Source organism: Halobacillus hunanensis (assembly GCF_900166655.1).
GTDB classification, from domain to species: domain Bacteria; phylum Bacillota; class Bacilli; order Bacillales; family Halobacillaceae; genus Halobacillus_A; species Halobacillus_A hunanensis.
On the sequence record NZ_FVZB01000007.1, the window covers coordinates 1,098,989 to 1,124,593 of the forward strand.

At 41.0% G+C, this 25,605-nt stretch carries 25 protein-coding genes; 3 read left to right on the forward strand and 22 right to left on the reverse strand.

Annotated elements, in window-relative coordinates; all coding sequences use genetic code 11:
• Window positions 1-13: 13 nt before the first annotated feature.
• From bcd to B5354_RS18280, 3 genes are read right to left on the reverse strand one after another with little or no spacing between them, the layout of a single operon-like run.
• Complete coding sequence (gene bcd / locus B5354_RS18270) at window positions 14-1,108, reverse strand: branched-chain amino acid dehydrogenase (RefSeq protein ID WP_079530224.1); 1,095 nt, start codon at window positions 1,106-1,108, stop codon at window positions 14-16.
• A 15-nt stretch (window positions 1,109-1,123) separates the two neighbouring features.
• Window positions 1,124-2,050: a phosphate butyryltransferase gene (gene yqiS, locus B5354_RS18275; protein WP_079530225.1), complete on the reverse strand. Its 927-nt coding sequence runs from the start codon at window positions 2,048-2,050 to the stop codon at window positions 1,124-1,126.
• 22 nt (window positions 2,051-2,072) lie between these two features.
• Window positions 2,073-4,142 (reverse strand): sigma-54 interaction domain-containing protein, encoded by a 2,070-nt coding sequence (locus tag B5354_RS18280; RefSeq protein ID WP_079530226.1) that lies wholly within the window; start codon window positions 4,140-4,142, stop codon window positions 2,073-2,075.
• 137 nt (window positions 4,143-4,279) lie between these two features.
• On the opposite strand from B5354_RS18280, the gene B5354_RS18285 reads away from it, so the two are divergent.
• The 3 genes from B5354_RS18285 to B5354_RS18295 all read left to right on the forward strand — a co-directional run bounded on the left by B5354_RS18285 (window position 4,280) and on the right by B5354_RS18295 (window position 7,261).
• On the forward strand, window positions 4,280-4,513 hold the full coding sequence (locus B5354_RS18285) for a DUF2627 domain-containing protein (protein ID WP_079530227.1): 234 nt from the start codon (window positions 4,280-4,282) through the stop codon (window positions 4,511-4,513).
• A gap of 97 nt (window positions 4,514-4,610) precedes the next feature.
• Window positions 4,611-6,518, forward strand: coding sequence for a DUF294 nucleotidyltransferase-like domain-containing protein (locus B5354_RS18290; RefSeq protein WP_245804821.1), 1,908 nt, complete (start codon window positions 4,611-4,613; stop codon window positions 6,516-6,518).
• On the forward strand, window positions 6,518-7,261 hold the full coding sequence (locus B5354_RS18295) for a 3'-5' exonuclease (protein WP_079530228.1): 744 nt from the start codon (window positions 6,518-6,520) through the stop codon (window positions 7,259-7,261). The genes B5354_RS18290 and B5354_RS18295 overlap by 1 nt, the downstream gene beginning before the upstream one ends.
• A 23-nt stretch (window positions 7,262-7,284) precedes the next feature.
• Here B5354_RS18295 and B5354_RS18300 read toward each other — a convergent pair whose 3' ends face one another.
• The 19 genes from B5354_RS18300 to spoIIIAF all read right to left on the reverse strand — a co-directional run bounded on the left by B5354_RS18300 (window position 7,285) and on the right by spoIIIAF (window position 25,593).
• Complete coding sequence (locus B5354_RS18300) at window positions 7,285-8,634, reverse strand: aspartate kinase (protein ID WP_079530229.1); 1,350 nt, start codon at window positions 8,632-8,634, stop codon at window positions 7,285-7,287.
• A gap of 108 nt (window positions 8,635-8,742) precedes the next feature.
• Window positions 8,743-9,516 carry a sporulation transcription factor Spo0A gene (spo0A, locus tag B5354_RS18305; RefSeq protein ID WP_079530230.1) on the reverse strand — a complete coding sequence of 258 codons (774 nt, stop codon included), beginning with the start codon at window positions 9,514-9,516 and terminating at the stop codon, window positions 8,743-8,745.
• A gap of 230 nt (window positions 9,517-9,746) precedes the next feature.
• A complete protein-coding gene (spoIVB, locus tag B5354_RS18310; protein WP_139377167.1) occupies window positions 9,747-11,012 on the reverse strand; it encodes a SpoIVB peptidase in 1,266 nt (421 codons plus the stop codon).
• Window positions 11,013-11,263: 251 nt separating this feature from the next.
• Window positions 11,264-12,991, reverse strand: a complete 1,728-nt coding sequence (gene recN, locus B5354_RS18315; RefSeq protein WP_079530232.1) for a DNA repair protein RecN — start codon at window positions 12,989-12,991, stop codon at window positions 11,264-11,266.
• A gap of 15 nt (window positions 12,992-13,006) precedes the next feature.
• Window positions 13,007-13,456, reverse strand: coding sequence for a transcriptional regulator AhrC/ArgR (gene ahrC, locus B5354_RS18320; RefSeq protein ID WP_079530233.1), 450 nt, complete (start codon window positions 13,454-13,456; stop codon window positions 13,007-13,009).
• A 58-nt stretch (window positions 13,457-13,514) separates the two neighbouring features.
• Window positions 13,515-14,336 carry a TlyA family RNA methyltransferase gene (locus B5354_RS18325; RefSeq protein ID WP_139377168.1) on the reverse strand — a complete coding sequence of 274 codons (822 nt, stop codon included), beginning with the start codon at window positions 14,334-14,336 and terminating at the stop codon, window positions 13,515-13,517.
• Entirely contained in the window at window positions 14,337-16,226 is a 1,890-nt protein-coding gene (gene dxs, locus B5354_RS18330; protein ID WP_079530235.1) for a 1-deoxy-D-xylulose-5-phosphate synthase, read from the reverse strand. It abuts the gene before it with no gap.
• A 12-nt stretch (window positions 16,227-16,238) separates the two neighbouring features.
• Window positions 16,239-16,838 carry a hypothetical protein gene (locus tag B5354_RS18335; protein ID WP_079530236.1) on the reverse strand — a complete coding sequence of 200 codons (600 nt, stop codon included), beginning with the start codon at window positions 16,836-16,838 and terminating at the stop codon, window positions 16,239-16,241.
• Window positions 16,839-17,544: 706 nt separating this feature from the next.
• Window positions 17,545-18,426, reverse strand: coding sequence for a polyprenyl synthetase family protein (locus tag B5354_RS18340; protein ID WP_139377169.1), 882 nt, complete (start codon window positions 18,424-18,426; stop codon window positions 17,545-17,547).
• The gene (locus B5354_RS18345; RefSeq protein WP_079530238.1) at window positions 18,426-18,662 is read right to left on the reverse strand and encodes an exodeoxyribonuclease VII small subunit; all 237 of its coding nucleotides are present in this window, start codon (window positions 18,660-18,662) and stop codon (window positions 18,426-18,428) included. The genes B5354_RS18340 and B5354_RS18345 overlap by 1 nt, the downstream gene beginning before the upstream one ends.
• Window positions 18,659-20,005: an exodeoxyribonuclease VII large subunit gene (gene xseA / locus B5354_RS18350; RefSeq protein WP_079530239.1), complete on the reverse strand. Its 1,347-nt coding sequence runs from the start codon at window positions 20,003-20,005 to the stop codon at window positions 18,659-18,661. The genes B5354_RS18345 and xseA overlap by 4 nt, the downstream gene beginning before the upstream one ends.
• A gap of 13 nt (window positions 20,006-20,018) precedes the next feature.
• On the reverse strand, window positions 20,019-20,870 hold the full coding sequence (gene folD, locus B5354_RS18355) for a bifunctional methylenetetrahydrofolate dehydrogenase/methenyltetrahydrofolate cyclohydrolase FolD (RefSeq protein ID WP_079530240.1): 852 nt from the start codon (window positions 20,868-20,870) through the stop codon (window positions 20,019-20,021).
• A 22-nt stretch (window positions 20,871-20,892) separates the two neighbouring features.
• A complete protein-coding gene (gene nusB / locus B5354_RS18360) occupies window positions 20,893-21,270 on the reverse strand; it encodes a transcription antitermination factor NusB (RefSeq protein ID WP_079530241.1) in 378 nt (125 codons plus the stop codon).
• A gap of 108 nt (window positions 21,271-21,378) precedes the next feature.
• Window positions 21,379-21,780: an Asp23/Gls24 family envelope stress response protein gene (locus tag B5354_RS18365; protein WP_079530242.1), complete on the reverse strand. Its 402-nt coding sequence runs from the start codon at window positions 21,778-21,780 to the stop codon at window positions 21,379-21,381.
• Complete coding sequence (accC, locus tag B5354_RS18370) at window positions 21,777-23,153, reverse strand: acetyl-CoA carboxylase biotin carboxylase subunit (RefSeq protein ID WP_079530243.1); 1,377 nt, start codon at window positions 23,151-23,153, stop codon at window positions 21,777-21,779. Before accC ends, B5354_RS18365 begins: the two co-directional genes overlap by 4 nt.
• Window positions 23,154-23,168: 15 nt before the next feature.
• Window positions 23,169-23,669: an acetyl-CoA carboxylase biotin carboxyl carrier protein gene (accB, locus tag B5354_RS18375; RefSeq protein WP_079530244.1), complete on the reverse strand. Its 501-nt coding sequence runs from the start codon at window positions 23,667-23,669 to the stop codon at window positions 23,169-23,171.
• A gap of 164 nt (window positions 23,670-23,833) precedes the next feature.
• Window positions 23,834-24,373, reverse strand: coding sequence for a SpoIIIAH-like family protein (locus B5354_RS18380; protein ID WP_079530245.1), 540 nt, complete (start codon window positions 24,371-24,373; stop codon window positions 23,834-23,836).
• 12 nt (window positions 24,374-24,385) lie between these two features.
• On the reverse strand, window positions 24,386-24,997 hold the full coding sequence (gene spoIIIAG / locus B5354_RS18385) for a stage III sporulation protein AG (protein ID WP_079530246.1): 612 nt from the start codon (window positions 24,995-24,997) through the stop codon (window positions 24,386-24,388).
• Window positions 24,994-25,593: a stage III sporulation protein AF gene (gene spoIIIAF, locus B5354_RS18390; protein ID WP_079530247.1), complete on the reverse strand. Its 600-nt coding sequence runs from the start codon at window positions 25,591-25,593 to the stop codon at window positions 24,994-24,996. Before spoIIIAF ends, spoIIIAG begins: the two co-directional genes overlap by 4 nt.
• Between the last annotated feature and the right edge of the window lie 12 nt (window positions 25,594-25,605).

The following is a 25,605-nucleotide window of genomic DNA, read 5'->3' on the forward strand; positions in this document are numbered from 1 at the left end:
GACCTCCGTTATTCTATCTTCTACTTAAAATGTGATGACCGTTTTGCAGAAACTGGCTGCGAGATTTGCGCATTTGTTCAATTCGCTCTTCAGCCATTCGATCTGCAGCTACATAAGATGGAATATTGTCGCGTCGGGAGATCTCAAATACCCCCGCTACATTAGCGTAAATTGTCTCTACACGCTTCATCGCACGCTCTTCATTGTATCCATTCAGTTCGTCAGCCACATTAATAACTCCGCCAGCATTAATGACATAGTCAGGTGTATAAACGACACCTTTTTCATGCAGGATATCTCCGTGTCTCGTTTCTTTTAATTGATTATTTGCTGCGCCAGCAATTACTTTTGCTTTAATTTGCGGAATTGTATCATCATTAATGGTTGCTCCTAATGCGCAAGGTGCATAAATATCACAATCGACACTGTAAATTTCATCTGTGCCAACAGCTTTTGCCCCAAATTCATCAACTGCACGCTGAACAGCCTCTTCATTAATATCTGTTACGATTAAATTCGCACCTTCTTCATGTAAATGACGACATAGGTTGAACGCTACGTTGCCCACGCCTTGAACGGCAACCGTTTTACCTTCTAATGAATCAGTTCCAAACCCTTCTTTAGCAGCAGCTTTCATACCACGATACACACCATAAGCGGTTACAGGTGATGGGTTTCCGGAAGAACCAAATGCTTCTGAAATGCCAGTAACATAATCAGTCTCTTCATGGATAAGATCCATATCCTGAACCGTCGTCCCCACATCCTCCGCTGTAATATAACGGCCGTTGAGTCCTTGGATAAAGCGTCCAAACGCTCTGAATAAGCCTTCATTTTTAACTGTTTTAGGATCACCGATGATAACAGTTTTCCCTCCTCCAAGATTTAGACCGGCAGCCGCATTTTTATAGGTCATTCCCTTAGCAAGACGAAGCGCATCTTCGATGGCTTCCGCCTCTGTTTCATATTGCCAAATTCGCGTTCCGCCTAAAGCAGGTCCAAGAGTCGTATCATGGATAGCGATGATCGCCTTTAGACCTGATTGTTCATCTTGACAAAAAAGTAATTGCTCATAATCATATTTAGTCATATACTTAAAAATTTCCATTGTTGATTCCTCCAATTATTTGCTTGTTTGTAACGCTAGTGCTAATGAATATACTTTACTCTGAGCAGAATCAGCTCGAGATGTTAATACAATCGGAGCTTTAGCCCCGCTTATGACTGCCGCCACTTTTGCGCCGGCAAAATACATGAATGATTTGTATAGAGCGTTTGCTACCTCAATTGTAGGCACAACGAGAATATCAGCTTCCCCAGCAACCTCTGAAGTAATTCCTTTTTGATCTGCTGCCTGTCGGTCTACTGCATTGTCAAATGCCAACGGCCCGTCTACAATGCAATGTTTAATTTGACCGCGACGATTCATTTGGGTCAGAAGAGCTGCGTCCTGTGTAGCTGGCATGGATGAATTAACGACCTCAACAGCTGCTAGCGGGGTAACCTTTGGCATCTTCCATCCTGCCTTGACTGCCACTTCTACAGCATTGTTAATAATGTGAACTTTTTCATCCAAAGTTGGGGTAATATTCATCGCAGCATCTGTTAAAAAGATAAGCCGGTCCTGATTTGGAACTTCAAATAAAGCAACATGCGACAAGACGCGATTTGTCCGCAATCCGAATTGTTTATTCAACACGGCTTTCAGTAACTGTTTCGTGTCGATCTGTCCCTTCATCACCACATGTGCTTCCCCGTTCCTGACAGCCTTAACAGCTTCTTCGGCAGCCAGACCCGCTTCACTATGCTTAAGTCGAACCCCTTGTTGAGACAAATCAAGTTCTATCTGTTCTGCAAGACTCTTAATTTCAGGCTGATCGCCCACCAGCAGGAAATGCCCAATGTTTAGTTGCAAGGCATGTTTAACGGCTCTCAGGACTTCTTTGTCAGCAGCCTGAGCAACAGCTACTACCTTTAGATTTTTCTGATCGATCTTATGAAGCAACTCATCTAAGGTCTTCAATCTGTTCACCTCTAATTCATAAATCATAAACCATGCAATATTTTGCAGGTTATTTAACTCGTTCCTTATCTAGCTTATATTTATCAAGCTTGTAATAAAGATTTCTAATCGAAATACCTAATGCCTTTGCCGTTTTTGTTTTGTTAAAATTGTGGGAGCGAAAGGCATCGGCCAATAGGTCCTTCTCATAATCATCAACAGCATCCTGTAGTGTACCGCCAAGCCATACTGCCTCTTCTACAGGGATGTCTGAAAAAGCAGATTCGTGATTGACAAGAGAAGGAATATGTTTCTTTTCAATTACATCCTGGTAATTCTCCATGTAAATCATAGCCCTTCCGATTATGTTCTCAAGTTCGCGAACATTTCCAGGCCAATCATAATCCATCAGTTTGTCTAATGCTTCATTATGGATAGTTCCAACTATTCTTCCATAATCCTCATTCAGTTTTTGAATAAGATGCTTCGACAAAGGTATAATATCTTCTTTTCTTTCTCTTAGAGGGGGAATGTAAATAGGTAATCGATTCAAACGATAATATAAGTCTTCCCGGAAGGTTTTTTTCATAATTGCTTTCTCTAAATTAATATGAGTTGCTGCAATCACGCGCACATCTACATGTACGGGTTTCGTCCCTCCAACCCGCACAATCTCCTGATCCTGCAAAACACGCAGGAGTTTGGCTTGCATAGTTAGTGGGAGTTCACCGATCTCATCCAAAAAAATGCTGCCATGCTTGGCTTCTTCGAACAATCCCTTCCTGCCATCCCGCTTCGCTCCTGAGAACGTTCCATCTTCATATCCGAACAGTTCGCTCTCAAGTAACGGTTCTGCAATGGCTGCACAATTAACCCGAATAAATTTATTGTGTCTCCGCCTACTTTCATTATGAATTGCATGAGCAAAAAGCTCCTTACCAGTTCCCGATTCACCGCGCAGCAGTACTGTAGCAGGTGTTCTTGCTCCGACTTTTGCCTGTTCAAGAGCCAAAGTCATCTCTTGTGAGTCTCCAATGATGTCATCAAATGTGTACTTCGCTTCCAGGTTTCTTATAATTTGCCGCGCTCGTTTTAACTCACTCGTCAGTGACTGAATCTCAGATACATCATGTAAAACCCCAACACTTCCCTTTAGCTTTCCATCTACAATGACGGGAGCTACATTGACGAGGACCTCTTTCTCAGCTGGCCCTACCTTCATTCTTACCCCACGCACGGCGCGCCTCGTTTTAAGTACTTTCATATGCATACTTTCACCTTCGGAAATGTCCACAGTTGCGGGCTTGCCGACAATTTCCTTTTCTTTAAGCCCCGTTATGCGGGTGTAAGCGGGATTAACCATTAATCCGTTTCCATTTTCATCTACCACAGAAATCGCTTCATCCGAAGATTGAATAATCGCTTCAAGCATTGTTTTAACTTCTTTTAAATCGGTATTCTCTTCTGCTAAATCAACGACTTCTGTAATATCTTTAAAAACTGCATAAGCTCCGATCACTTGCTGGTCTTTGCCGATAATCGGGATCCGTGTGGTGATTACTTTGTATCCGCTTTCAAGTTTAAGCTTCTGGTTTACTTCTTTACGTTTAGACTTTAACACTTGGGGAAGTCTGGAATCTGAAATAATATGCCGTACATACTTGCCCACAACCTCACTCTTATTCTGTCCTAGGATACGTTCTGCACTTTTGTTCATAAACGAAACTTGTTCACTTTCATCAATGACAATCATTCCGTCGTGAATACTATTTAATATCAATGTTTGGTTATCTGTTTGCTGCTTTATTTCGGTAAGTAAAGATTCCTTCTCCTCTAACAGTTCGGATGTGATGTAAGCTACGTCACCTGGAATTAATACTGTGTGACTTGAACGCTCTGCACGAACCTGCTGGAAAACCTGATCACTGCCTGTAGCTTCTATAACAATGTCTATATCTTTATGTATAAAATTACGCCAGTCCTCACCTGTCTCGATCCCCCATAAGGACGCCTGTTTTAGTCCTTCTGCATTAGGATTCACGTCTGTCATAGCAACAACCATCATACGATCGGTTTCTTTCAATAACCGTAATAATGCCATTCCGCCTTTACCTGCTCCGATAATGAGTACACGTTTCATTTCATCACACCTTGCAATATTTTGCGCACTTACATCGTATCCTATTCTGCATAATTTAGCAAGGGAGGAGTCTATTTTCAGTTCACACTTGATTTGATATACTATACAAGCATTGAATAATAAAGGAGAACAGGTTTATGCGTATCATCGCGTTATTATTATTGGTTACCCCCGGGGTAATTGCCGTGATTGGAATAAAGTTAATTCGTGACGCTCTGTTTAATGTTTTTCATCCCATATTTTTTCACGTTGCGATTCAGGGGATTGTAGGATTGCTGTTTGTCGTAGGTGGAGTAGCTTTTATAGGAGGTTTTATACTTCACAGAGACCGAAAGCGAAATTTGACAAAAGGACGTTTCAAAAAGAAGTAGAGCCGGATGCTCTGCTTTTTTTAATCATAAATGGGCAATCTTATAGAATGTAAGAACTGATAAAAATCGCACCTATTTAGTAAAAGGAGTGCTGCTAGTGAACGACCCCGTAGAATTTTACCGAAGTCAATATCCATTTGATTTACTAACAGATCATGAGTTTAATGAAGTTTTCAGCAAAGCAGAAGTTAAAGAATACAGCAGTAATGAGTTTGTTATCCATGAAGACGAGAGTGATGAAAGCATAGATATCCACTTCCTCATTTCAGGTTTGGCTAAAAATATCATGCACCGTTCAAACGGAAAGCAGCTTTCTGTTCGCTTTTATTATCCTGGGGATTTAGTTGGAGTCATGATTCTTTTAACAAGCGGAGAAATGAGGTTCTCTGTACAAGCACTTGAGCCTGTAAAAACACTCCGCTTTAAACGTTCTACTTTTCTTGAAGTCATGTCGAACAATACCCAATTTTCAAAAGTCGTCATGGATGGAATCAGCCATCTTATGAAAAGCCTATATGACGAGATTAAATATAAAAGTTCAACCGATGAACAAGATGACCGAGAACTTTATAAAAAAAGAGCGGGAGCCTACATGGAGCCGCCCGCATTTATCCATCCAGCCGAATCAATTGAGAAAGCAGCTCGAATGTTACAACAAAAGAAGATCGAGGCTCTAATAGTGAGCGAAGATAATAAAAATCTGCTCGGAATGGTAGGATACGGAGATCTACTGCAAGCTTATTTCGAAAACAGGCATAAAGATTCGGTGAAAAACCATATGTCAGAGGAATCCTATTCCATCAGTGACCAGGAGTTCATATACGATGCTTTAAGCTATTTAAAACATCATCCAACAGAAATTATACCTGTACACCATAAGGATAAAATTGTCGGGATCCTTAGACAATCCTCCTTTTTTACAATTAAGAACTCGGTGTATTTTGATTTAACGTACCGTATTTCTAACGCTACGAATCTTGAGGAAATTCAAACACTATCTCCTGTTTATAATAGCCGTTTTCAAGACTTTGTCGCGAGTCTGATTGAAGATCAAATGTTTGCTTATGATATTGCGGAATTGATTACCAACTATAATGACCGTATTCACAAACAAATCATTCAAATCGCTGAAGATGAGATGGTCGCTGAAGGTTACGGCACACCGCCTATCAACTATTGCTTTCTCGTAATGGGAAGTGAAGGACGAAAAGAACAGGCCTTTTCTACAGACCAGGACAATGGAATGATTCTCGCCGACTATGAACAATCAAAGAATAAGCAGCACATCGAGCAGTATTTTCGCTATTTTTCCGAGAAAATTAATGCCATGCTGGATCAGTGTGGTTTTCCTTACTGCAAAGGGGATATTATGGCAAAGGTAGATAAATGGAGACAGCAAACGAGTCAATGGCGTCAAAGTATTAATTCATGGATTGAAAAAATGGATGCTGAAGAAATTAGGGACTTCACGATATTTGCAGACTTCCGCCCGATTTTTGGTGATTTTTCACTGGCATATGATTTAAAAAAGTACGTCACTCAACGGGTTGAGAAATCACTTGGATTACATCAGCTGCTCATGAAAGATACACTCAGGTTCAGAGTGCCTGTTCAACCATTTGGCCGTATTTCAGGGGTAGGGAAAAAACGCACCCTAAATATTAAAAAATCAGCCATTATGCAGATCGTCAATGCCATTCGAATATACAGTATGAAGTATGGGGTAGAAGCGATCAATACAGTGAACCGTCTGGAAGCCTTGGCAGAACAGGAGCGTTTTCACCCAAGGGATGTAGAAAATGCCAAACTTGCTCTCCATCGGCTAATGCTTTTTCGGATAAAAGAAAACTTGAACCAGATGCAAACGGATCAGTCTCTCTCAAATGAGTTACCCTTAAATAAGTTAAATAAATCTGAGCGACGTTCTTTAAAAGATGCTTTACTTATTGCGAAACGATTACAACAGGTACTTGAACTTAGTTATAATCGAAATCGGGTGATGTAATGCTTCCTACTGACTTGCAAATTTTAAAGTATATCTTTATTGAAAAACCAATTTACTATACTAAAATACGGCAGCAAATGAATTGGGTGACATACCAGAAACTCCAGGAAAAACTAAAAGCTTTTAAAAATGACCCTGATATAAGAAAATCTAACCTGCTTGACCTGGATTACACAATATTTGATTTAGAAACGACTGGGTTCATCCCAGAAATTGGCCATGAAATTATTTCTATTGGTGCTGTACGGAATCACGGACTCGATTCATGCCATATCGATACTTTTCACCAGATTGTCCGACCGATCAGACCTGTTTCTTCCGCCACTCTCAATCTAACCGGTTTAACACGGGACCAGTTAGCAAATGGACGAACTTTTGTGAACAGCTTGAAGCATTTCCTTGATTTCAGCAGAGGATCTGTCCTTGTAGCCCATCCCGCAAAATTTGATGTGCGTTTCCTCCAAACGATGCTTAAACGCTGGAAATTGCCTGAATTCAACCCAGCAGTCATTGATTCACAAGTAATGGCTGAGTGGTTATTTCCTTCATTGAAGCCTCAACTGGATCCGCTTATAAAACAGTTTAAAATCGAACAAAGAGAACGTCACCATGCTTTGAATGATGCTATGATGACGTCTGAACTGTTTTGTAAGTTACTTGATTATGCTATAAAGCGTGATATTCGAACATTTGATGAATTACATCAGGTGTTACTTCAATCAAAACAAGCGAGAAAGTCTTAGTAGAAACTTTCTCGCTTGTTTTGTTACATGAAAAATGTACGATAAAGGGAGCGGACAGCCGGTTCTAACCCGCTGGATTTAATCCCGAACATCATGGACACTTCTGATGACCCCTGATTAATCATCTCAATGTTAACATTCGCATGTTGAAATGCCGTTGCAGCTTGGCTCGCAATCCCAACTGTTTCATTCATGCCTTCCCCAACAAGCATGATCATCGCCATATCTCTTTCCACCGTTATCGTATCAACCTTTAATTCCTCTGCAATTCGATTGGTTACGATCGTTTCTTTTGCTTTTGGTAATTGATGTTCACGAATAATGACAGACATATCATCAATTCCCGAAGGTGCATGTTCAAATGATATGCCTTCATCTTCTAATATTTGAAGCAGTCTACGGCCAAAACCAAGCTCTCGGTTCATTAAATATTTACTTACATATAAGTTTAAAAATCCTGAATCACTTGCTATCCCTTTTACATGTCCCTCTTCCGCTTCTCTAACGGAAACGATCATGGTACCGTCTCCATCCGGGTTATTCGTGTTTTTAATACAGACTGGAATCTTTTCCTTAAAAGCCGGGATCAAAGCCTCGTCATGAAATACCGAGAATCCAGCATATGAAAGTTCTCTCATTTCTTTGTATGTCAACGTTGTCAGCTTCATTGGATTATCGACAATTGTAGGGTTTACACAGAAAACAGAATCAACATCAGTAAAGTTTTCATATAAATCAGCTTTCACACCAGCCGCAACAATTGATCCTGTAATGTCCGAACCACCGCGCGAAAACGTTACGAGCTCTCCTTCGGGGGTATACCCAAAGAATCCTGGAATCACAAGGATCTCCTTCTTTTTTCTAAGTTCATATAGATGATCAAAACTTTCATCGAGAACTAATGCTCCTCCTAGTTCATCACGTACAAGGATCCCCGCTTCCTTCGGGTTTACATAAGATGATTCCTGTCCACTAGATCGTAGATAAGCACTCAATATCAGTGCCGTTCCATCTTCACCACAAGACTTTAAACGATTCATCCCTGACTTATAATCTTTTTCAGTGTGTTCACACGCTTCATTAATACGGCTCTGAATCGTATCAAGAACTTCTTCTGAGATTTGCAAATCCCTCACAATAGACGCAAAGCGCTCAATTACTCTGTCATAGGCTAGTTCATCCCTTGCTCCATTATAAATGGAGTCTCCTAATGTAATTAATAGGTCCGTCGTTTTTGTGTCATCAGAGTGCCTTTTTCCAGGGGCTGACACGACAATTACTCTTCTATCATGGTCTGAAGTAATAATATTTGTCACTTTTTTAATTTGATTTGAATCTGCTACAGAACTTCCACCAAACTTAACAACCTTCATTATGTACAACTCCCCAATTCGATTAATAATTTAGAATTGTATCATAAACACATCCTTTTTGAAAATTAAAAATCCCTCACCTAAAAGTGGTGAGGGATGGCTTTTCAATTAACTAGCTTTATGTTCAAGACGCAGACGATCAGCAACCATCGCGATAAACTCGCTATTTGTCGGTTTTGCTTTTGTGGAAGAAATTGTATATCCAAATAAGGACGAGATCGCATCAATGTTACCACGATTCCATGCTACTTCGATTGCATGGCGAATTGCACGTTCAACTCGAGAGGCTGTGGTATTATATTTTGTAGCAATATCCGGATATAAAACTTTTGTAATGGATCCTAGGAGTTCAAGATCATTATAAACCATTGTGATGGCTTCCCTTAAGTACAAATATCCTTTAATGTGGGCTGGTACGCCTACTTCATGGATAATATGTGTAATGCTTGTATCTAGATCAGGTTTTTTCGGTTTAGTATAGCTGCTGCCAACTGCACGATTAATTGGGTCGCCTGCGTGTTTAATTTGTCTGACCTGCTCACTGAGGTGATCCAAATCAAAAGGTTTCATCATAAAATAAGCTGCACCTAGCTCGACGGCTTTCTTGGTAACTTCTTCTTGACCAAAAGCAGTAAGCATAATAACTTCTGGTGGGTTTTCAAATTCTCTAACTTGCTGCAGGACAGCAAGTCCATCAACATGCGGCATAATAATGTCTAATATCAGTACATCCGGCTTTTTAGTAGCTAGCATGTCCAAACAATCCCTGCCATTATATGCTGCACCAATCACTTCAATATCCTGGGTATCAGAAAAATGCTCCTCAAGAAGTTTTACTAATTCACGATTATCATCTGCTAAACAAACTTGCACCTTTTCCATTACAATTCCTCCTCACAAAATATTCCTATTCTTCCACTAAACCTATTCGACATTTAAAAAAAGAACCCTTTTTATTATAACAAATAAATCTGAAATATTTAATATTATCTTTAAAATGCTTCTTATTGCTCTTATTTTCTTTAAAATTCGATAAAAAGCAACATGGTTTGTCGAATTTTGTCGAATTGAAAAAGGGTGTTCAAAAGTTTCTTTTGACACACCCTTTTTCATTAACCAGCTTTATTTAATTCTTGTTTTTCACTTTTATAGATATCAATTCCTGCTTCTTTCAGCATCCATTCGATATGAACCCCATAACCTGAGGTAGGATCGTTTACAAAAACGTGAGTAACAGCACCAATAATTTTACCGTTTTGAATGATTGGACTCCCGCTCATACCTTGTACAATCCCGCCTGTTTTCTTCAACAGTTCAGGGTCAGTTATCTTTACAATCATTCCCTTTGTTACAGGCTTATCTTTGGGCATATTACTGACGATCTCAACATCGAATTCCTGGAGCTTCTCGCCTTCAAGTACTGTTAAAATTTTTGCCGGACCTTCTTCGACCTGTTCTGAGTAACCAACAGGTAACCCATCCGGATACTTCTGATTGATAATTCCTTCGTCTAATTTGCCGAAGATACCGAACGGACTATTTTCCGTGATCGTTCCTATTCGGTCTTCTTTCAGAGAAAATTCAGCTCTCTTTTCCCCAGGAACACCTTGGCTTCCTTTTTCAATTGAGGTTACATTGGATTCAACAATAGTCCCTTTGTTGATTTCAATTGGCTGCTTCGTGTCCATATCTGCAATGACATGGCCAAGAGCACCATATTTACCGGAGTCAGGATGATAAAAAGTCATCGTCCCTATCCCAGCTGCTGAATCACGAACGTAGAGACCAATTTGGTATTGGTCATCTTTTTTATTTAACGATGGAGTAAGTGACGTTTGGAACGTTTCTTCGCCTCTTTTTACTGTTAGTTCTACTGGTTCACTTTGATCTCCAGACTTATCCACTATCTCGGAAAGCTCCTCCATACTGTTCAATTCTTCTCCATTTCCTTTGAGAAGAATATCTCCGACTTGAATGTCTGCTTTCTCTCCCGGTGAAGTCGACTCTTCTTTATTTTCATTAACAAGATGATGTCCGACTACAAGAACACCTTTCGTTTGGAGTTGAACTCCAACCGAATGACCGCCAGGAACTAAACGAATATCCTTCATTTTTCTAACATCCGTTTTCTTTAAAGGAATTCCTGCAAATTCATGAAATACCTCACTAGTGTTTGGTTCGACACTGTCAGAAGAAAAAGCTGTTCTTGCTTCATCTGTTTGACTCCAAACTTGAGAAGATTCAATTGGTTTGGAAGTACTGATACGAAGTTCTGTAGGGATGGATAAATATTCTTGAAATGGGCTAAATAAAGGTAAAGCGAGCATCAACAACAGGAGAACGGAGCCACATATATATCGGAATTTAAAATGGAACACTGTTAAACACTCCCTCTCACTCCTGTGCCAATGAATTGGCTTACTTATAATGTGGTCCTCAACTGCTGTTTTTAAACGAGCATAATCACAGAAATTATAGGATGCTTTGCCTTAGAAAGAAACATTCTCCAATCTGAAAGTAACAGGATTGAATACGGAAGTAAAGATTGAAGCAAATCTGATTCATAAAGCATAGTCAAGAAAGTTGTATCCATATAAAAAACGTATGGAAAGCCATACGTTTTTTCATTCTAAGCATTTTGTTTATATTTAGTGGCCAGGGTTAACAACTCTTTTGCATGTTCGATCGTTGTATCTGTCAGCTCGGCACCCGAAATCATTCTGGAAATTTCATCAGCTTTATCGTTTTCGGATAACTCGGTAACTACAGTTGATGTCCGATCGTTTGTAACATCTTTTTCAATTCTAATATGCGTATCAGCCATAGCTGCAACCTGTGGCAAATGTGATATGCACAAGACTTGTGAGTCACTTGAAATTCCTTGAATCTTCTCTGCAATAGCCTGGGCTACACGACCGCTGACACCTGTATCCACTTCGTCAAAAATGACACTTGTTATCCCTTGATGGCGTGAAAAGATACGTTTCAAGGCAAGCATAATTCGAGACATTTCTCCGCCTGAGGCAACTTTGTGCAGGTTCTTCAGCGGCTCACCGGGATTCGTAGTAATTAAGAAAGTAACGGTATCAAATCCCCGGGAATGTAAGCGTACACGCTTCCCTTCAAATTCAGGGTCATCTGGTCGGCCCTCTTTTATTTCTACATTCGTCTGAAATGAGGCTTTTTCCAGATATAGATCTGTTAACTCTTCGTGAATCAGGTTGGCTAAATGTTTAGATGCTTTTGTTCGAATATCGTGTATATTCTTTGCCTCAAGAGCGGCATCTTTACCAAGTTCCGTAATCTGCTCTTCCAATTTACTGAGGTGGGAATCTTTATTTTTAATCTCGTCTATCTCTTCTTCAATTTTCGAAGCATACTCCAGCATATCCTCTACGGTTTGTCCGTATTTCTTTTTTAATCGATTTAGTTCGCTTAACCTTGATTCAATATCATTTAAACGTTCTGGATCAAATTCAAGTTCAGCCATCTGAGTACTTAACTGAAAAGTCAGTTCCTCCATAACATAATAACTGTTGGACATTTCTTCTGAGAGCTTCCGTATTTGATTGTCATAATCTGATGTATTCTCTAAAGAGGTCATCGCCAAACTCAGCCAGTCTAAACCTTTTTGTTCACCATATAACGCGTTGTAGGCATCATGAATCCCCTGATATACCTTTTCATAATTCATGAGCTTTTTTCGCTCTTCTTCAAGCTCTTCGTCTTCAAACGGTTGTAAATCTGCCTCATGAAGCTCTCGCAGTTGAAACTCAAGCAAATCCAATCGCTGCGCCACTTCCTGTTCATTTTCACTAAGTTCATTATACCTTTTTTTGACCGTTTGATAATTTGTATATAACTGATCATACTCCTCTAAAGAAGGGGTCAGCTCGTCTATAATAAACATGTCAAGAAGGTCGATATGATGCTCCGGGTCCATCAAGGATTGAGTTTCATGTTGACTGTGAATATCAATTAAGGTTGAACCAAATTCTCTTAAAATTCCCAGTGTAACGAGCTTGCCATTTACCCGGCAAATACTTTTGCCTTGGCGAGTGATCACTCTTTGCAAGACAACCATGCCGTCTTCACTAATTTCAACCCCGAATTGCCTGCCTTTTTGATATACTGGATGAGTTGCTTCAACTGTAAATAACCCCTCAATTTCTGCTTTATCAGTACCATGACGGACAAACTCAACAGAACCACGACCTCCTGACAAGAGCTGTATGGCATCTATGATAATGGACTTACCTGCGCCGGTCTCTCCTGTAAGTACTGTAAGTCCTTCTTTAAATGTGATGGATACTTGATTAATGATAGCAAAGTCCTTTATCGATAATTCAGTTAACATGGCGAATCACCTCAGCTATAACATATTTAACAATTGTTCACTGATGCTTTCGGTTTGTTCTTTACTCCTGCAAATTATCAAACAAGTGTCATCGCCACAGATGGTTCCCATAATTTCTTCCCAATCAAGGTTGTCAATAAGGGCCCCTACTGCATTAGCATTTCCCGGCAATGTCTTTAAAATTATAAAGTGACCCGCTTGATCAATACTAACGAAAGCATCCATCATAAGACGTTTTAATTTTTCTAATGGGTTAAAACGCTGGTCTGCAGGTAAACTGTATTTATATCGGCCATCGAGCATAGGAACTTTTACAAGATGTAATTCTTTTATATCCCTTGAAATTGTTGCTTGTGTGACATCATAGTCCATTGCCTTCAACCGATTCACTAACTCATCCTGTGTCTCAATATCATCGTTCGTGATTAACTCGCGAATCTTAATATGCCGCTGTCCTTTATTCATATCGATCCTCCCATAACAAAAGGGCTAAATAGTAGCCCTTGAATGTCATCTATATAACCTATTTTCGATGCGCCTCGTGCGCTTCTGCCACCACACTATCCACTTCGACATCATCCGCTATATCTCCTGCTTCTTCGCCTGTCCAATATAAATGAACGAGAAATTCGATATTTCCGTCGCCTCCGGTTATCGGTGAAAAAGTCAAGTTCTTTACCGAAAAACCCAACTGGCTTGCGAAGTCGAGAATTCTTCGGATCACCAAATTGTGGATCGCAGCATCTCTAATAATCCCTTTTCTGCCGACCTGTTCCCGTCCTGCTTCAAACTGGGGTTTGATTAAGGCCACTACATCACTGTTTACATTCAGCAATTCGGTTAACACAGGCAGGATCAAACGCAGTGAAATAAACGAAACGTCAATGCTGGCAAATTGTGGCTTTCCTTCTGTCAAATCATCTGGCGTCACATACCGAAAATTTGTTCGTTCCATAACAACTACTTGAGGATGATTTCTAAGCTTCCAGTCCAGCTGGTTGTAGCCAACATCGATTGCATAGCTAAGACGAGCACCATTTTGTAAGGCACAATCAGTAAATCCGCCTGTCGATGAGCCAATATCGATCATTGTCTTCCCCTTCAGGTCCAACGCGAACTTGTCTAGAGCTTTTTCAAGTTTCAACCCGCCCCTGCTTACATAAGGAATAGCGCTCCCTTTGACAGTAAGTTCGATCGTTTCGTCAACTTTTTGTCCAGGCTTATCAAGACGATGATTTCTTTCGAAAACAAGACCAGCCATTATGGTACGTTTAGCCTTTTCCCTCGTCTCAATCAATCCTCGTTCAACCATTAATAAATCCAATCGCACTTTTCTTCCCATAATTTAGGCCCTCTGTTGCTTTTCAGGTATAATCTCTTTAATGTTCTTTATCACGTTGTCTTCCGTCAGTCCGATTTCGTCCCATAGTTCAGGGACGCTGCCGTGTTCAATAAATCGGTCAGGTACACCAAGTCGATTCACCCAGGAAAGATAGTTGTGCTCTTCTTTAAACTCCAGAACACTAGAGCCAAACCCTCCCTGGAGCACCGCTTCTTCGACAGTTAATATAGGGAGCTTGTCCTTCATGATATCATGAAGCATCGCTTCATCCATCGGTTTAATGAATCGAGCGTTAACGACACGTACGGATAGTCCTTCTTTACTAAGCCGTTCGCTTGCAGCCATGGCCATAGGAATGGTGGTACCGAATGTTAAAATAACAGCATCTGTACCGTCTTTTAGTAAATCCCAGCTGCCAATCGGTATCGTTTTCAGGTCATCACTCATCTTGACTCCTAATCCATTTCCTCGAGGATAGCGGATAGCAATCGGTCCATCATTATAGGTGACAGCTGTATGAACGAGATGCTGTCCTTCATCTTCGTCCTTCGGCATGGCAACCACCATGTTTGGAACAGAGCGGAGAAATGCCACATCAAACACTCCCTGATGAGTCTCCCCATCAGCTCCAACCAATCCTGCTCGGTCCACTCCGAATACGACATTTAGATTTTGTCTTGCCACATCGTGAATCACCTGGTCATATCCTCGTTGTAAGAAGGTTGAATAAATAGCGAGGAACGGTTTCATTCCTTGAGTTGCCAATCCAGCTGATAAGGTGGTAGCATGCTGCTCAGCGATCCCGACATCGAACAAACGATCCGGAAATTCTTCACCAAATTTTTCGAGCTTAGACCCCAATACCATTGCTGGTGTAACCGCTACAACTCTTTTATCGATACGAGCCTCCTTCCTAAGCGTTTCGCTTATTACCTCACTCCACGCTGGAGGAGCATCAGCGGGTTTAATTTTTTCTCCAGATTCAATTTTATAAGGGCCGACACCGTGCCATTTGTCCTTATTATCTGTCTCGGCTGGATGATAACCCTTTCCCTTTTGGGTGATGACATGTACGATTACAGGACCACTCGTCTTCTTAGCATAGTTTAAGTTCTCAAATAAATCATGATAATCATGACCATCTACAGGACCATAATAGGTAAAGCCTAATTCTTCAAAAAACATTCCAGGCAGCACAAAATACTTCATACTGTCTTTCAGTCTTTCAGCGGCCTGCGCTAATCTTCCCCCGACAGCAGGAATACGCTTAAGAATCCATTCTAAATCGTCCTTTGCCCGGTTATATTTCCCAGCACTTCTCATGCGTCCTAATGCTCCATGTAAAGCACCAACATTTCTGGCAATTGACATTTCGTTATCATTTAGGATAACGGTTACATTCTTTTTCTCATCACCGATATGATTAAGTGCTTCAAGAGCCATACCTCCAGTGAGAGCCCCGTCCCCGATAATAGGCACAATAGAATGCGATTCATTCTTCAAATCGCGGGCAATCGCCATACCCATGGCTGCTGACAATGACGTTGAACTATGTCCAGTCTCCCAAATATCGTGCTCACTTTCATTTCGTTTCGGAAAACCACACAACCCTTTATATTGTCTCAATGTATCAAATTGGCCGGCACGTCCTGTTAATATTTTATGAATATAAGACTGATGTCCGACATCAAACAGCAAACGATCCTTTGGGCTTTCAAACACTTTGTGCAAAGCTAACGTAAGCTCTACGACACCGAGGTTTGCACCTAAATGCCCTCCTGTACCTGACAAATTTTCTATAAGAAACTTGCGCATATCTAATGAAAGTGCTTCTAATTGACCAATCGACATTTCCTTCATAAATGAAGGTTCTTTAATCTTGTACAGATCCATTAAAGGACCCCCTTAGCGTGATTTTCTAGCATGATTTGATGCGCTAGAAAGAATATTGATTTTTGTTTTATCTTCTACCCAGGCAATGAGGCGGGCAGTTGTAAAAATGACTTTAGTGGAAGAATGGATGGCAAAGTATTTCCCAAGAGCTTTGCCCCCGACCGTTAAAGCCGCCACCACACTCGTTACGAACACTGAAAAAACAAGCTGAAAGGTAGAGCCGTCGTCGTGTCCCAGAACATTAACAATTTGAAGAACTACGACAGTCGAAGCTGTTCCACTCACTATACCAGATATATCCCCGATTACATCGTTACAGAAACTTGCAAATCGATCAGCATTCCTAACGATGATAATCGCTTCCTTAGCTCCTCTAATTTTCTCAGAAGCCATAGAATGAAATGGGGTCTCCTGAGCCGCCGTCGCAGCTATTCCTAGCATATCAAAAATAACCCCTATAAATACAATAGCCAGTACAATTAAAATCCCAGCTACCCATATAACACCACTTAAAGCAGATGTTGAAATAACTGAAAAAATAGCCGCTAACACAAATGTGATAACGGCAATACTCAAACTAAATTTCACTGATTTTTTAAATTGATTATCCATTTTCAACCTCATTATTTAAATACATTCGTATGTAGGAAAGGAATGGTCATGAAAAAGGTAAAAATTACGGCTTAGGTCTAGTAGGTTTTCCCAATCAGATACCGAGTGTCACCACTCTGGCGGTTCCCCTTTAAATCCGACTCAGCCCCGTCTCCGGAAACTGGACTAGATTGCCACTGAGTCCGTACTATAATTCCCTTTTCATGTCCGTCCTAGAACAGTCTAGGGGATTTCCCCGACAGCCTTTGACCGTTCCTTAGCCTCTTTTGCAGTTCCGATTTCATATAGCGCAAGCCTTCATTCTCCAGTGGCCATCCGAAGATGTGACTGCCCCATGACTATAATCCCCTCGACCCCACTCAAGGCAGGCTACGCTGCTCATACAGTAAATTAAACCATATAAAGCAGGTTCATACCCCATTTCATAAGAATCTCCGGCGGGAGATACTCTTACAAAGATGGGCCTCCGCGGAAGAAGGGTCAACGCCCACATGCCTTTGTGGATCGCCCTGCCACCTTAACTCCCAGCACCGACCCAAGGCTGGGCGCCTCAAGCCGGCACAAGGAACTTCATCGATGTGCCCTTTGGCGGATTTTTAGGCCCGCCTTCAGGAACGGAGGACCGACTAGAATACTGCACCATCCCTTTTGTAATTTTAATAATACCATATTCCTTAAGGTTGCTCAATAAATATCCTTTAGACCTTTATCGATCCCTCGTGCTTAAGAAATCAACCAGTGCAGCTAAAAAAGTATCATTCAATCCAGTTTGTTCTAGAGATTGTAAGGCCACATCCATATACCCGTTCATCTCCCTGATCGCTCCTTCAATGCCCAACAATTGCGGATAGGTGCTTTTATCGTTTCCTTCGTCACTGCCAACCGGTTTACCGATAGCATCGGCATCTCCTAAAACATCTAAAATATCATCCTGTATTTGAAATATAAGACCAAGGACGTTTGCCATGTTCTCGATTTTCTGAAAGGTTTCAGAAGTAGTATGACTAAGAAAAGCACCCGCCACAATAGCAAAGGAAAGCAACTGTCCCGTTTTATTCATGTGAATAGATTTTAATTCATCTATCGAGACCTGTTTCCCTTCACTTCGCATATCCTGCATTTGTCCATCCACCATTCCAGCCCCGCCACTTGACCTGGAAAGCTCGCGGATCAGAAACACTTTTTCATCACTAGTCAAATTGGAGTCTTCGGAAATCACTTGAAAGCTTAGTGTGAGGAGAGCATCCCCCGCAAGAATTGCCGTAGCTTCATCATATGCCTTATGAATAGTTGGCTGACCTCTTCTCATGTCATCATTATCCATTGCAGGAAGATCATCATGAATTAAAGAGTATGTATGGACCATCTCCAAGGCACATGCTGCTGTGTATCCGCGAGTGTAATCAACCCCAAACGCCTCCATTGTTGAAAGAAGTAGTATTGGTCGAACACGCTTTCCTCCAGCCTCAATGGAATGAACAATAGCATCTCGTACTCGCCCAGGGTTAATGTGCTTGTTGACGTATCCCAACAATTTTTCATTTATAGTTTGTTGATAATCCCTCAGATGTTCTTGAAATGCCTCCACTATTCCTCCTCCTGAACTTCGTAAGGTTCAAATTCTCCGTGTTCATTTAAAATTTGCTGCATTTGATCTTCCACAAGATTAAGCTTTCCATTACAAAGCTTTGAAAGCTTCATGCCTTCCTGATAATACTGGATCGCTTCCTCCAGAGGAACATCACCTTCCTCGAGCTTTTCAACAAGTTTTTCCAATTGTTCCATGGCCTGCTCAAAAGTGAGTTCTTTTTCTTGATTTGTCATGATTGCTCCTCCTCAATATCATTTACAATACAATGCAGGCTGCCGTTGTGAAGCTTTACCGTCAATGAATGGCCGGGCTCTGTTTGATGAACACTTTTTAGTACCTTTCCTTTTTCTGTATAAGGAATGGCATAACCTCTTTTCATTATGTCTAGAGGATTTAATAGTCCCAATTTATCTATGACAGCATGAAATTGATCTTTTTTCGCACGGACCTGCCTGTTAATGCTTATCGTTAATTGCTTTGTTTGTTTATCCAAGAGTTTTCGATTCATTTGAAATTCCTCTTGTGGATGCTGTTGAATTAAGCGCTTCTCCAAGTATGATAAACGTTCTTTTTTCTGCTTATAAAGATCATTTACATTTTTGGACAGCTGTTCTAATTGTCGATCTAGTTCCTGCTCTTTTTGTTTTAAGAGCTGTTCCGGATATTTAAATGCATAAGATTTTTTTAACCTGATCAGCCGTTCTCCAGCCTCGTAGCGTTTAAGAGTCACAGCCCGGGTAAGACGTTGGGTGGTCAGCCTGAGCTGTTCTTTCAGTTCTTTCAAAGAAGGCACAGCAATTTCTGCTGCCCCGGTAGGTGTTGCTGCTCTGATATCGGCCACAAAATCGCTGATTGTAGTATCTGTTTCATGCCCGACAGCTGAAATGACGGGGATTCGAGAATGATGAATAGCACGGGCAACTACTTCTTCATTAAAGCACCACAAATCCTCAATGGAGCCACCTCCTCGCCCTACTATAAGCACATCACAATGCAAATGTGCATTTGCATAGTGTATAGCTTTCTCTACAGAAGCGGCTGCTGAATCTCCCTGGACGAGAACAGGAAGGATAGAAACCTTCACAATTGGATAACGGCGCTTAATGGTTGTTAAGATGTCACGGACTGCTGCACCTGTAGGCGATGTGATCACACCTATATGTTCTGGAAATCCAGGAAGTACTTTTTTGTTAGCCGCTTCAAAAAGTCCTTCTTTTTGGAGTTTTTCTTTTAGTTGCTCATACGCCAAGTACAATGCACCGATTCCATCAGGCTGCATGTCTTGTATGTACAGTTGATACTGTCCCATTGGTTCATAAACATTCACTTCACCACGAATGAGAACATTCATACCATTTTCCGGCATAAATTTGAGCCTGCGATTATTTCCTGCAAACATTACGGCCTGAATACGTGCTTGTTTGTCTTTAATCGATAAGTACATATGCCCGCGGGTATGCTGCTTAAAGTTAGAGATTTCACCTCTCAGCCACACCTCTTTGAGATGAGGGTCGGAGGATATTTTTCTTTTTATATATTTAGTTAGTGCCGTTACCGTTAAATAGCGATCCTTCACAAGTAAATCTCCCCTATTTTTGATCTATCCATTTCGCGGCTTTAATCGTGTTGTGCAATAACATAGTAATGGTCATAGGACCAACACCCTTAGGCACAGGGGTTATATAGGAAGCCTTCTCTTTTGCTGATTCAAAGTCAACATCTCCAGTTAACTTTCCATCCACACGATTTACACCGACATCGATCACAACTGTACCTTCTGTTATATCTTCCCCTGTAATTAAACCAGCCTTGCCAGCAGCTACAATCAGGATATCGGCACGCTTGGTATGCTCCCTTAGATTTTTTGTTCGTGAATGACAGTGGGTAACAGTTGCATGTTCATTTAATAACAACTGGCCAACTGGCTTTCCGACCAGGTTGCTGCGCCCTATGATCACTACATGTTTACCTTCAATTGAAACCTCAGCTCGCTTCAACATAACCAGGATTCCAAATGGTGTACACGGATAAAACGTTTCCTGACCTGTCAACATCCGACCGGCATTTATCGGGTGAAATCCATCAACATCCTTACTAGGATCTATCGCTTCAATCACATTTTGTTCATCAATTTGCTGCGGTAAAGGCAACTGTACCAAAATACCATGCACTGCTTTATCCTCATTTAACTGATTGATAATGTGTAATAGTTCATCTTCTGATGTTTCTGCGGATAATTCAATCAGATCAGAAGCCATGCCAATTTTTTCTGATGCACGCTGTTTTCCTTTTACATAAGACTTGGAAGCTGGATCTTCTCCGACTATCACCACAACTAATTTTGGATGAACGCCTTCTTTCGATAATTCAGCAATTTCCTCTTTCATTTCCAGCCGTAAATCTTCTGCTAATTGCTTTCCATAAATAACTTCAGCTGCCACCTCATCGTCCTCCTCTGAATGACTACATCATTTTTGATAAAACACCATTTATAAATTTACCAGATTGATCTTCACCAAACACTTTAGCTAACTCAACAGCCTCGTTGATGGCTACTTGAGCCGGAACCTCTTCACTAAATTTTATCTCATAGGCTGCCATACGAAGTAGTGTTTTCTCAACACGTGCTAACCGTGAAAAGTTCCAATTCTCTAAATGGCTTTCAATCCACTGATCGATCTCGTTTCTGTTTGTGACAACACCTTGGACCAACTGGTCTACAAAAGCATCATGAACTTGCTCGTCCATGACGTGTTCAATCGCTTCTTCAGTGTTTATTTCACTTGAATCTATTTGAAAAAGAGCTTGGAATGCCTTTTCCCTGGCTGTACGTCTTTTCATATTCATTCTCCTTTAATGTCATTTCCGTTAGAATAATAACATTTTACCACCTGAAAAGCCATACAATGCGAAAAGACCAGCAGGGGAAACCCGTAACTGGTCTTTTTATTACACTTCTTCTGTTTCAGGCTCTTCTTCTTTACCTTCCATCTGAATCCCGACGATATGAACGTTCATTTCCTTTATCTCAAGGGCCGTCATATTTTTGAGTGCCTGACTCGTATTGTCTTGAATCTTTTTTGCTGTATCTGGAATAGAAATCCCAAAATCCATTACGACATAAGCATCAATTAAGATGCCGTCCTCCGCAAGTTCTACTTTCACACCTTTGCCATGGTTCTTTTTCCCAAGGCGTTCCACAACTCCTGAGGCAAAGTTTCCACGCATAGAAGCAACGCCTGCTACTTCAGACACTGCGATGCCAGCTATCACTTCAATGACCTCTGGCGCAATCTCTACATTGCCAAGTGTGGACCCTTCCGTAACGTTAAGTAATTGTTTCTCACTCACTCGTTACCACTCCCTTCTTTGCTATCCTCCATTACAGTATAGTTTTCCAGGAATTTTGTGTTAAAATCACCGCCGACGAATACCTCATGTTCCATCATACGACTATGGAATGGAATGGTTGTATGGACCCCTTCAATGACGAACTCATCTAAAGCTCTTCTCATTTTCTGAACAGCTTCCTTACGATCACGACCATAGGTGATTAATTTTGCCACCATAGAATCATAGTATGGGGGAATCATATACCCTGGATAAGCCGCCGAATCTACACGCACACCAAAGCCGCCTGGTGCTAGATACATGTCAATTCTTCCTGCAGATGGCATGAAGTTTTTATAGGGATCTTCTGCATTGATGCGGCATTCAATAGCCCATCCTTCAAACGTGATTTCTTCCTGTGTAAAGGAAAGTTTTTCATCGTTTGCAACCATTAGTTGTTCTTTAATTAAATCAATCCCCGTAACCATCTCCGTGACGGGATGCTCCACCTGAATACGGGTGTTCATTTCCATGAAGTAGAATTTATTTTCTTTCTGATCAAAAATAAACTCTACTGTACCCGCCCCGGAGTAATCAACAGCTAATGCAGCTTTAACCGCCGCATCACCCATTGTTTGGCGAATTTCCGGAGTTACAGCAGGAGATGGTGTTTCTTCAATCAACTTCTGCAAGCGACGTTGAATCGAGCAATCCCGTTCTCCTAAGTGAACAGCATTGCCGTGATTGTCAGCAAGAACTTGAATTTCAACGTGCCGGAAATCTTCGATAAATTTCTCGAGATAAACTCCCGGATTACCAAAAGCTGTTTCCGCCTCTTGTTGGGTAACATTAATCCCCTTTACAAGGTCTTCCTCCGTTCTGGCTACACGAATTCCTTTACCGCCACCGCCAGCAGTCGCCTTTATGATGACTGGATATCCAATTTCATTGGCTACCTGCTTGCCCTCTTCAACGTCAGCGATAATTCCTTCTGAACCTGGGACAATAGGTACACCTGCTTCCCTCATTGTTTCCCTGGCGACATCTTTCGTTCCCATCTTCTGAATCGCATAGGACGACGGTCCGATGAATGTAATATTACATTCATCACAAAGCTCTGCAAATTCAGCATTTTCGGCTAAGAATCCATAACCCGGATGAATAGCATCGGATCCAGTTAATGTTGCTACACTCATAATGTTCGTATAGTTTAAATAACTATCCTTGCTTAAAGTCGGCCCAACACAATAGGCCTCATCTGCAATTTGGACATGTAATGCTTCTTTATCTGCTTCCGAGTAGACAGCTACTGTCTCAATATCCATCTCCTTGCAAGCCCGGATAATACGGACGGCAATTTCTCCCCGGTTGGCAATCAGTACTTTTTTTATCATCATTTAACCCCCGTATTATGCAGTTTTCACGCGGAACAACGGCTGACCATATTCCACAAGCTCACCGTCATTAACAAGGATTTCTACAATTTCTCCTGAAACTTCCGCTTCAATTTCATTAAATAGTTTCATGGCTTCTACTATACATACAACAGATTCCTGTTTCACTTGATCACCCACTTGTACATATGCATCTTGATCTGGAGAAGGTGATTGATAGAACGTACCTACCATAGGTGAAATGACTTCCTTATCATAGTTGGTAGCTTCCTCAGGCTGGGGTTCCTGTTCTTTCTTTTCCACAGCAGGTTCATTACGCTGCGGCTGTTCTTCTTGTACGGGCTGCGGTTGCTGTGGCACTGTTGCTTGTTTTGCCTCAGTTGGCATTTCTGTAACTACTTGTTCACCATTTTTTTTCATCGATACTTTTGTTCCATCTGACTCATAACAAAATTCATCAATATGAGATTCATCAATTAGTTTAATTAGTTCTCGAATTTCTTGCACCTTTAACATAATTACGGCACTCCCTTATGTAGAATACTTGATCACTGAAATTATTCATTACTTTTAATATTTTACGATACATGTTGAGGACCTGCAACTAGTAGGAAGATGTTAAGACACACAAAAGAGTCAACCCTTGTACTGCATCAAGGGTTGACTCTGGTCTAAAAAAGCTATTTCGATGGTTGGAATTTGACATCTACTGGTACTTCCCCAAATTCATCGTAGACCATTTGCATAATTTCTCGTGCTTGTGAATCTGATAGTTCATTCGCTCTTACTGTCACGTGTACGCCATTATCTTCCGCCCGAACGAGTACATCTTCATAAGGTACACTGGCACTAATCGTTTTCTCAAGAATGTTTTCTTTCGTTCTCTTATCCTGCAAGTTGTCTAAATTCGCTGTAGCCTCAGCTTTTTCTTCGATAGTAGCTGTAGATGATGCCATGACTGCCGACCACTGCTCTTCCAGCTTATCACGTTTATTTTGCATTTCTAAACGGATGGATGCAAACAACTCATCTGAAGACATTTGAGAAACCACTGTGTCCTCCTCAGTTCCCTCTCCGTTCATATTACCCGTAGCTTGCTCTAGTTCTGCATCCTGAATGAAGGCCATTTCTCCACTATCCGGTGATGTCATGTAGTACACACTCAAAACAATTAGAAGGCTTAACATCGTCAACAACCAAACCGTCTGTTTTTTTACCAAAATAATCCCTCCCTATGATTTAGGCAAAACGGAAACTCTATGACTAGGCACATCTAACACTCGTGACACAGCTTCAACCACCCAACCCTTTACTTTCATTTGATCTACGCCTTTGGCAGTTACAAAAACACCTCTGACATCGGGTTTCTTTGTTTTTACGAGCAGCGGTACTTCCCGCTCCCCCTGTCTAACCAGGACTAACTGCTGTTCCTTTGAATAATCCTCGATTTCTCTTTCTCCCCCATTCGTATCAGTCTCCTTTGTGGTTTGTTTTGAGATGATTAAATTTTTATCAAATACCTTTTCCTTAGTAGCAGCCAGATTGATCATCAGCTCCACTTCACTTACCCCTTTTATATTTTCAAGAAGGGGAGTTAGTTGTTTTTCATACTCCACTTCCAGCTGGCTAATTGAAACGGCTGAATTTGCATCTTTCTTGCTCGGTGACTCCTGAACTGTCTTTTGCTGAGGCGGTGCCTCATTAGTTGGTGTTTGAAACCAGTTGCTAATGATAATGAAAAAAACTCCAATTAAACCAACAATAATAAAATATTTAGGCTTTTTTATTTTTTGTCCGTCACCTGAAGACAGAGGTTTAAACAGCTTATTCCACCATTTACTCATTGGTTTTCCTCCCAGCGGATTTCAATTTGATCATTGTGCAATCCCAATAAACCGGCTGCCATATCCTGAACCTCCTGTTCCTGGTTACGGTCCATCGTCTCGTCATCTTCGGTAAGTGAGATGTTCACCTCTTCTACAGCTCCCTCACCTGGTGTAGAGGCTACGTATAAGATCAGCTTGTCCAACGACTCCAGATTATGGGGTTTTTCTGAAAAGGCCATGTCCACTTTTTTTAGCGAAAGGTCGAATTGCTGCTGTAGGGGCTGTTCCATTTTATTCGAAATGGTTTCTGTGACTTGTTGTAATGTATATGCATCTTGTCCCTGCATTATTTCACTTTTCTTTGACTCGATTTTCTCTGCTAATTGTTCAGTAGATGAACGGCTCTCTAATTGATATTCCACCGATTCGACTAAAGTTTGCGGATCAATTTTAAGTACTTTTAGTAAAGGGTTTAATAATATGAGCACTAACAGGATAGACATGACTAACCGAGCATATTTCCTCATTGACCCTGACGGAAGAAGAGCATCCGCGACCATTGCTAATAGTAAAAATAATACAATTTGAGTAATCCATTGAGTAAAGGCTGCCATTAGTTATCACCC

Excerpts from the sequence above, each read along its gene's own strand:
- ahrC (WP_079530233.1), bottom strand. The coding sequence starts at position 13,456 with ATGAATAAAGGACAGCGGCATATTAAGATTCGCGAGTTAATCACGAAC.
- spoIIIAF (WP_079530247.1), bottom strand. The coding sequence starts at position 25,593 with ATGGCAGCCTTTACTCAATGGATTACTCAAATTGTATTATTTTTACTA.
- spoIIIAG (WP_079530246.1), bottom strand. The coding sequence starts at position 24,997 with ATGAGTAAATGGTGGAATAAGCTGTTTAAACCTCTGTCTTCAGGTGAC.
- accB (WP_079530244.1), bottom strand. The coding sequence starts at position 23,669 with ATGTTAAAGGTGCAAGAAATTCGAGAACTAATTAAACTAATTGATGAA.
- B5354_RS18280 (WP_079530226.1), bottom strand. The coding sequence starts at position 4,142 with ATGAAACGTGTACTCATTATCGGAGCAGGTAAAGGCGGAATGGCATTA.
- yqiS (WP_079530225.1), bottom strand. The coding sequence starts at position 2,050 with ATGATTTATGAATTAGAGGTGAACAGATTGAAGACCTTAGATGAGTTG.
- accC (WP_079530243.1), bottom strand. The coding sequence starts at position 23,153 with ATGATAAAAAAAGTACTGATTGCCAACCGGGGAGAAATTGCCGTCCGT.
- nusB (WP_079530241.1), bottom strand. The coding sequence starts at position 21,270 with ATGAAAAGACGTACAGCCAGGGAAAAGGCATTCCAAGCTCTTTTTCAA.
- dxs (WP_079530235.1), bottom strand. The coding sequence starts at position 16,226 with ATGGATCTGTACAAGATTAAAGAACCTTCATTTATGAAGGAAATGTCG.
- B5354_RS18285 (WP_079530227.1), top strand. The coding sequence starts at position 4,280 with ATGCGTATCATCGCGTTATTATTATTGGTTACCCCCGGGGTAATTGCC.
- recN (WP_079530232.1), bottom strand. The coding sequence starts at position 12,991 with ATGTTAACTGAATTATCGATAAAGGACTTTGCTATCATTAATCAAGTA.
- bcd (WP_079530224.1), bottom strand. The coding sequence starts at position 1,108 with ATGGAAATTTTTAAGTATATGACTAAATATGATTATGAGCAATTACTT.
- B5354_RS18300 (WP_079530229.1), bottom strand. The coding sequence starts at position 8,634 with ATGAAGGTTGTTAAGTTTGGTGGAAGTTCTGTAGCAGATTCAAATCAA.
- spo0A (WP_079530230.1), bottom strand. The coding sequence starts at position 9,516 with ATGGAAAAGGTGCAAGTTTGTTTAGCAGATGATAATCGTGAATTAGTA.
- B5354_RS18345 (WP_079530238.1), bottom strand. The coding sequence starts at position 18,662 with ATGACAAATCAAGAAAAAGAACTCACTTTTGAGCAGGCCATGGAACAA.
- B5354_RS18295 (WP_079530228.1), top strand. The coding sequence starts at position 6,518 with ATGCTTCCTACTGACTTGCAAATTTTAAAGTATATCTTTATTGAAAAA.
- B5354_RS18335 (WP_079530236.1), bottom strand. The coding sequence starts at position 16,838 with ATGGATAATCAATTTAAAAAATCAGTGAAATTTAGTTTGAGTATTGCC.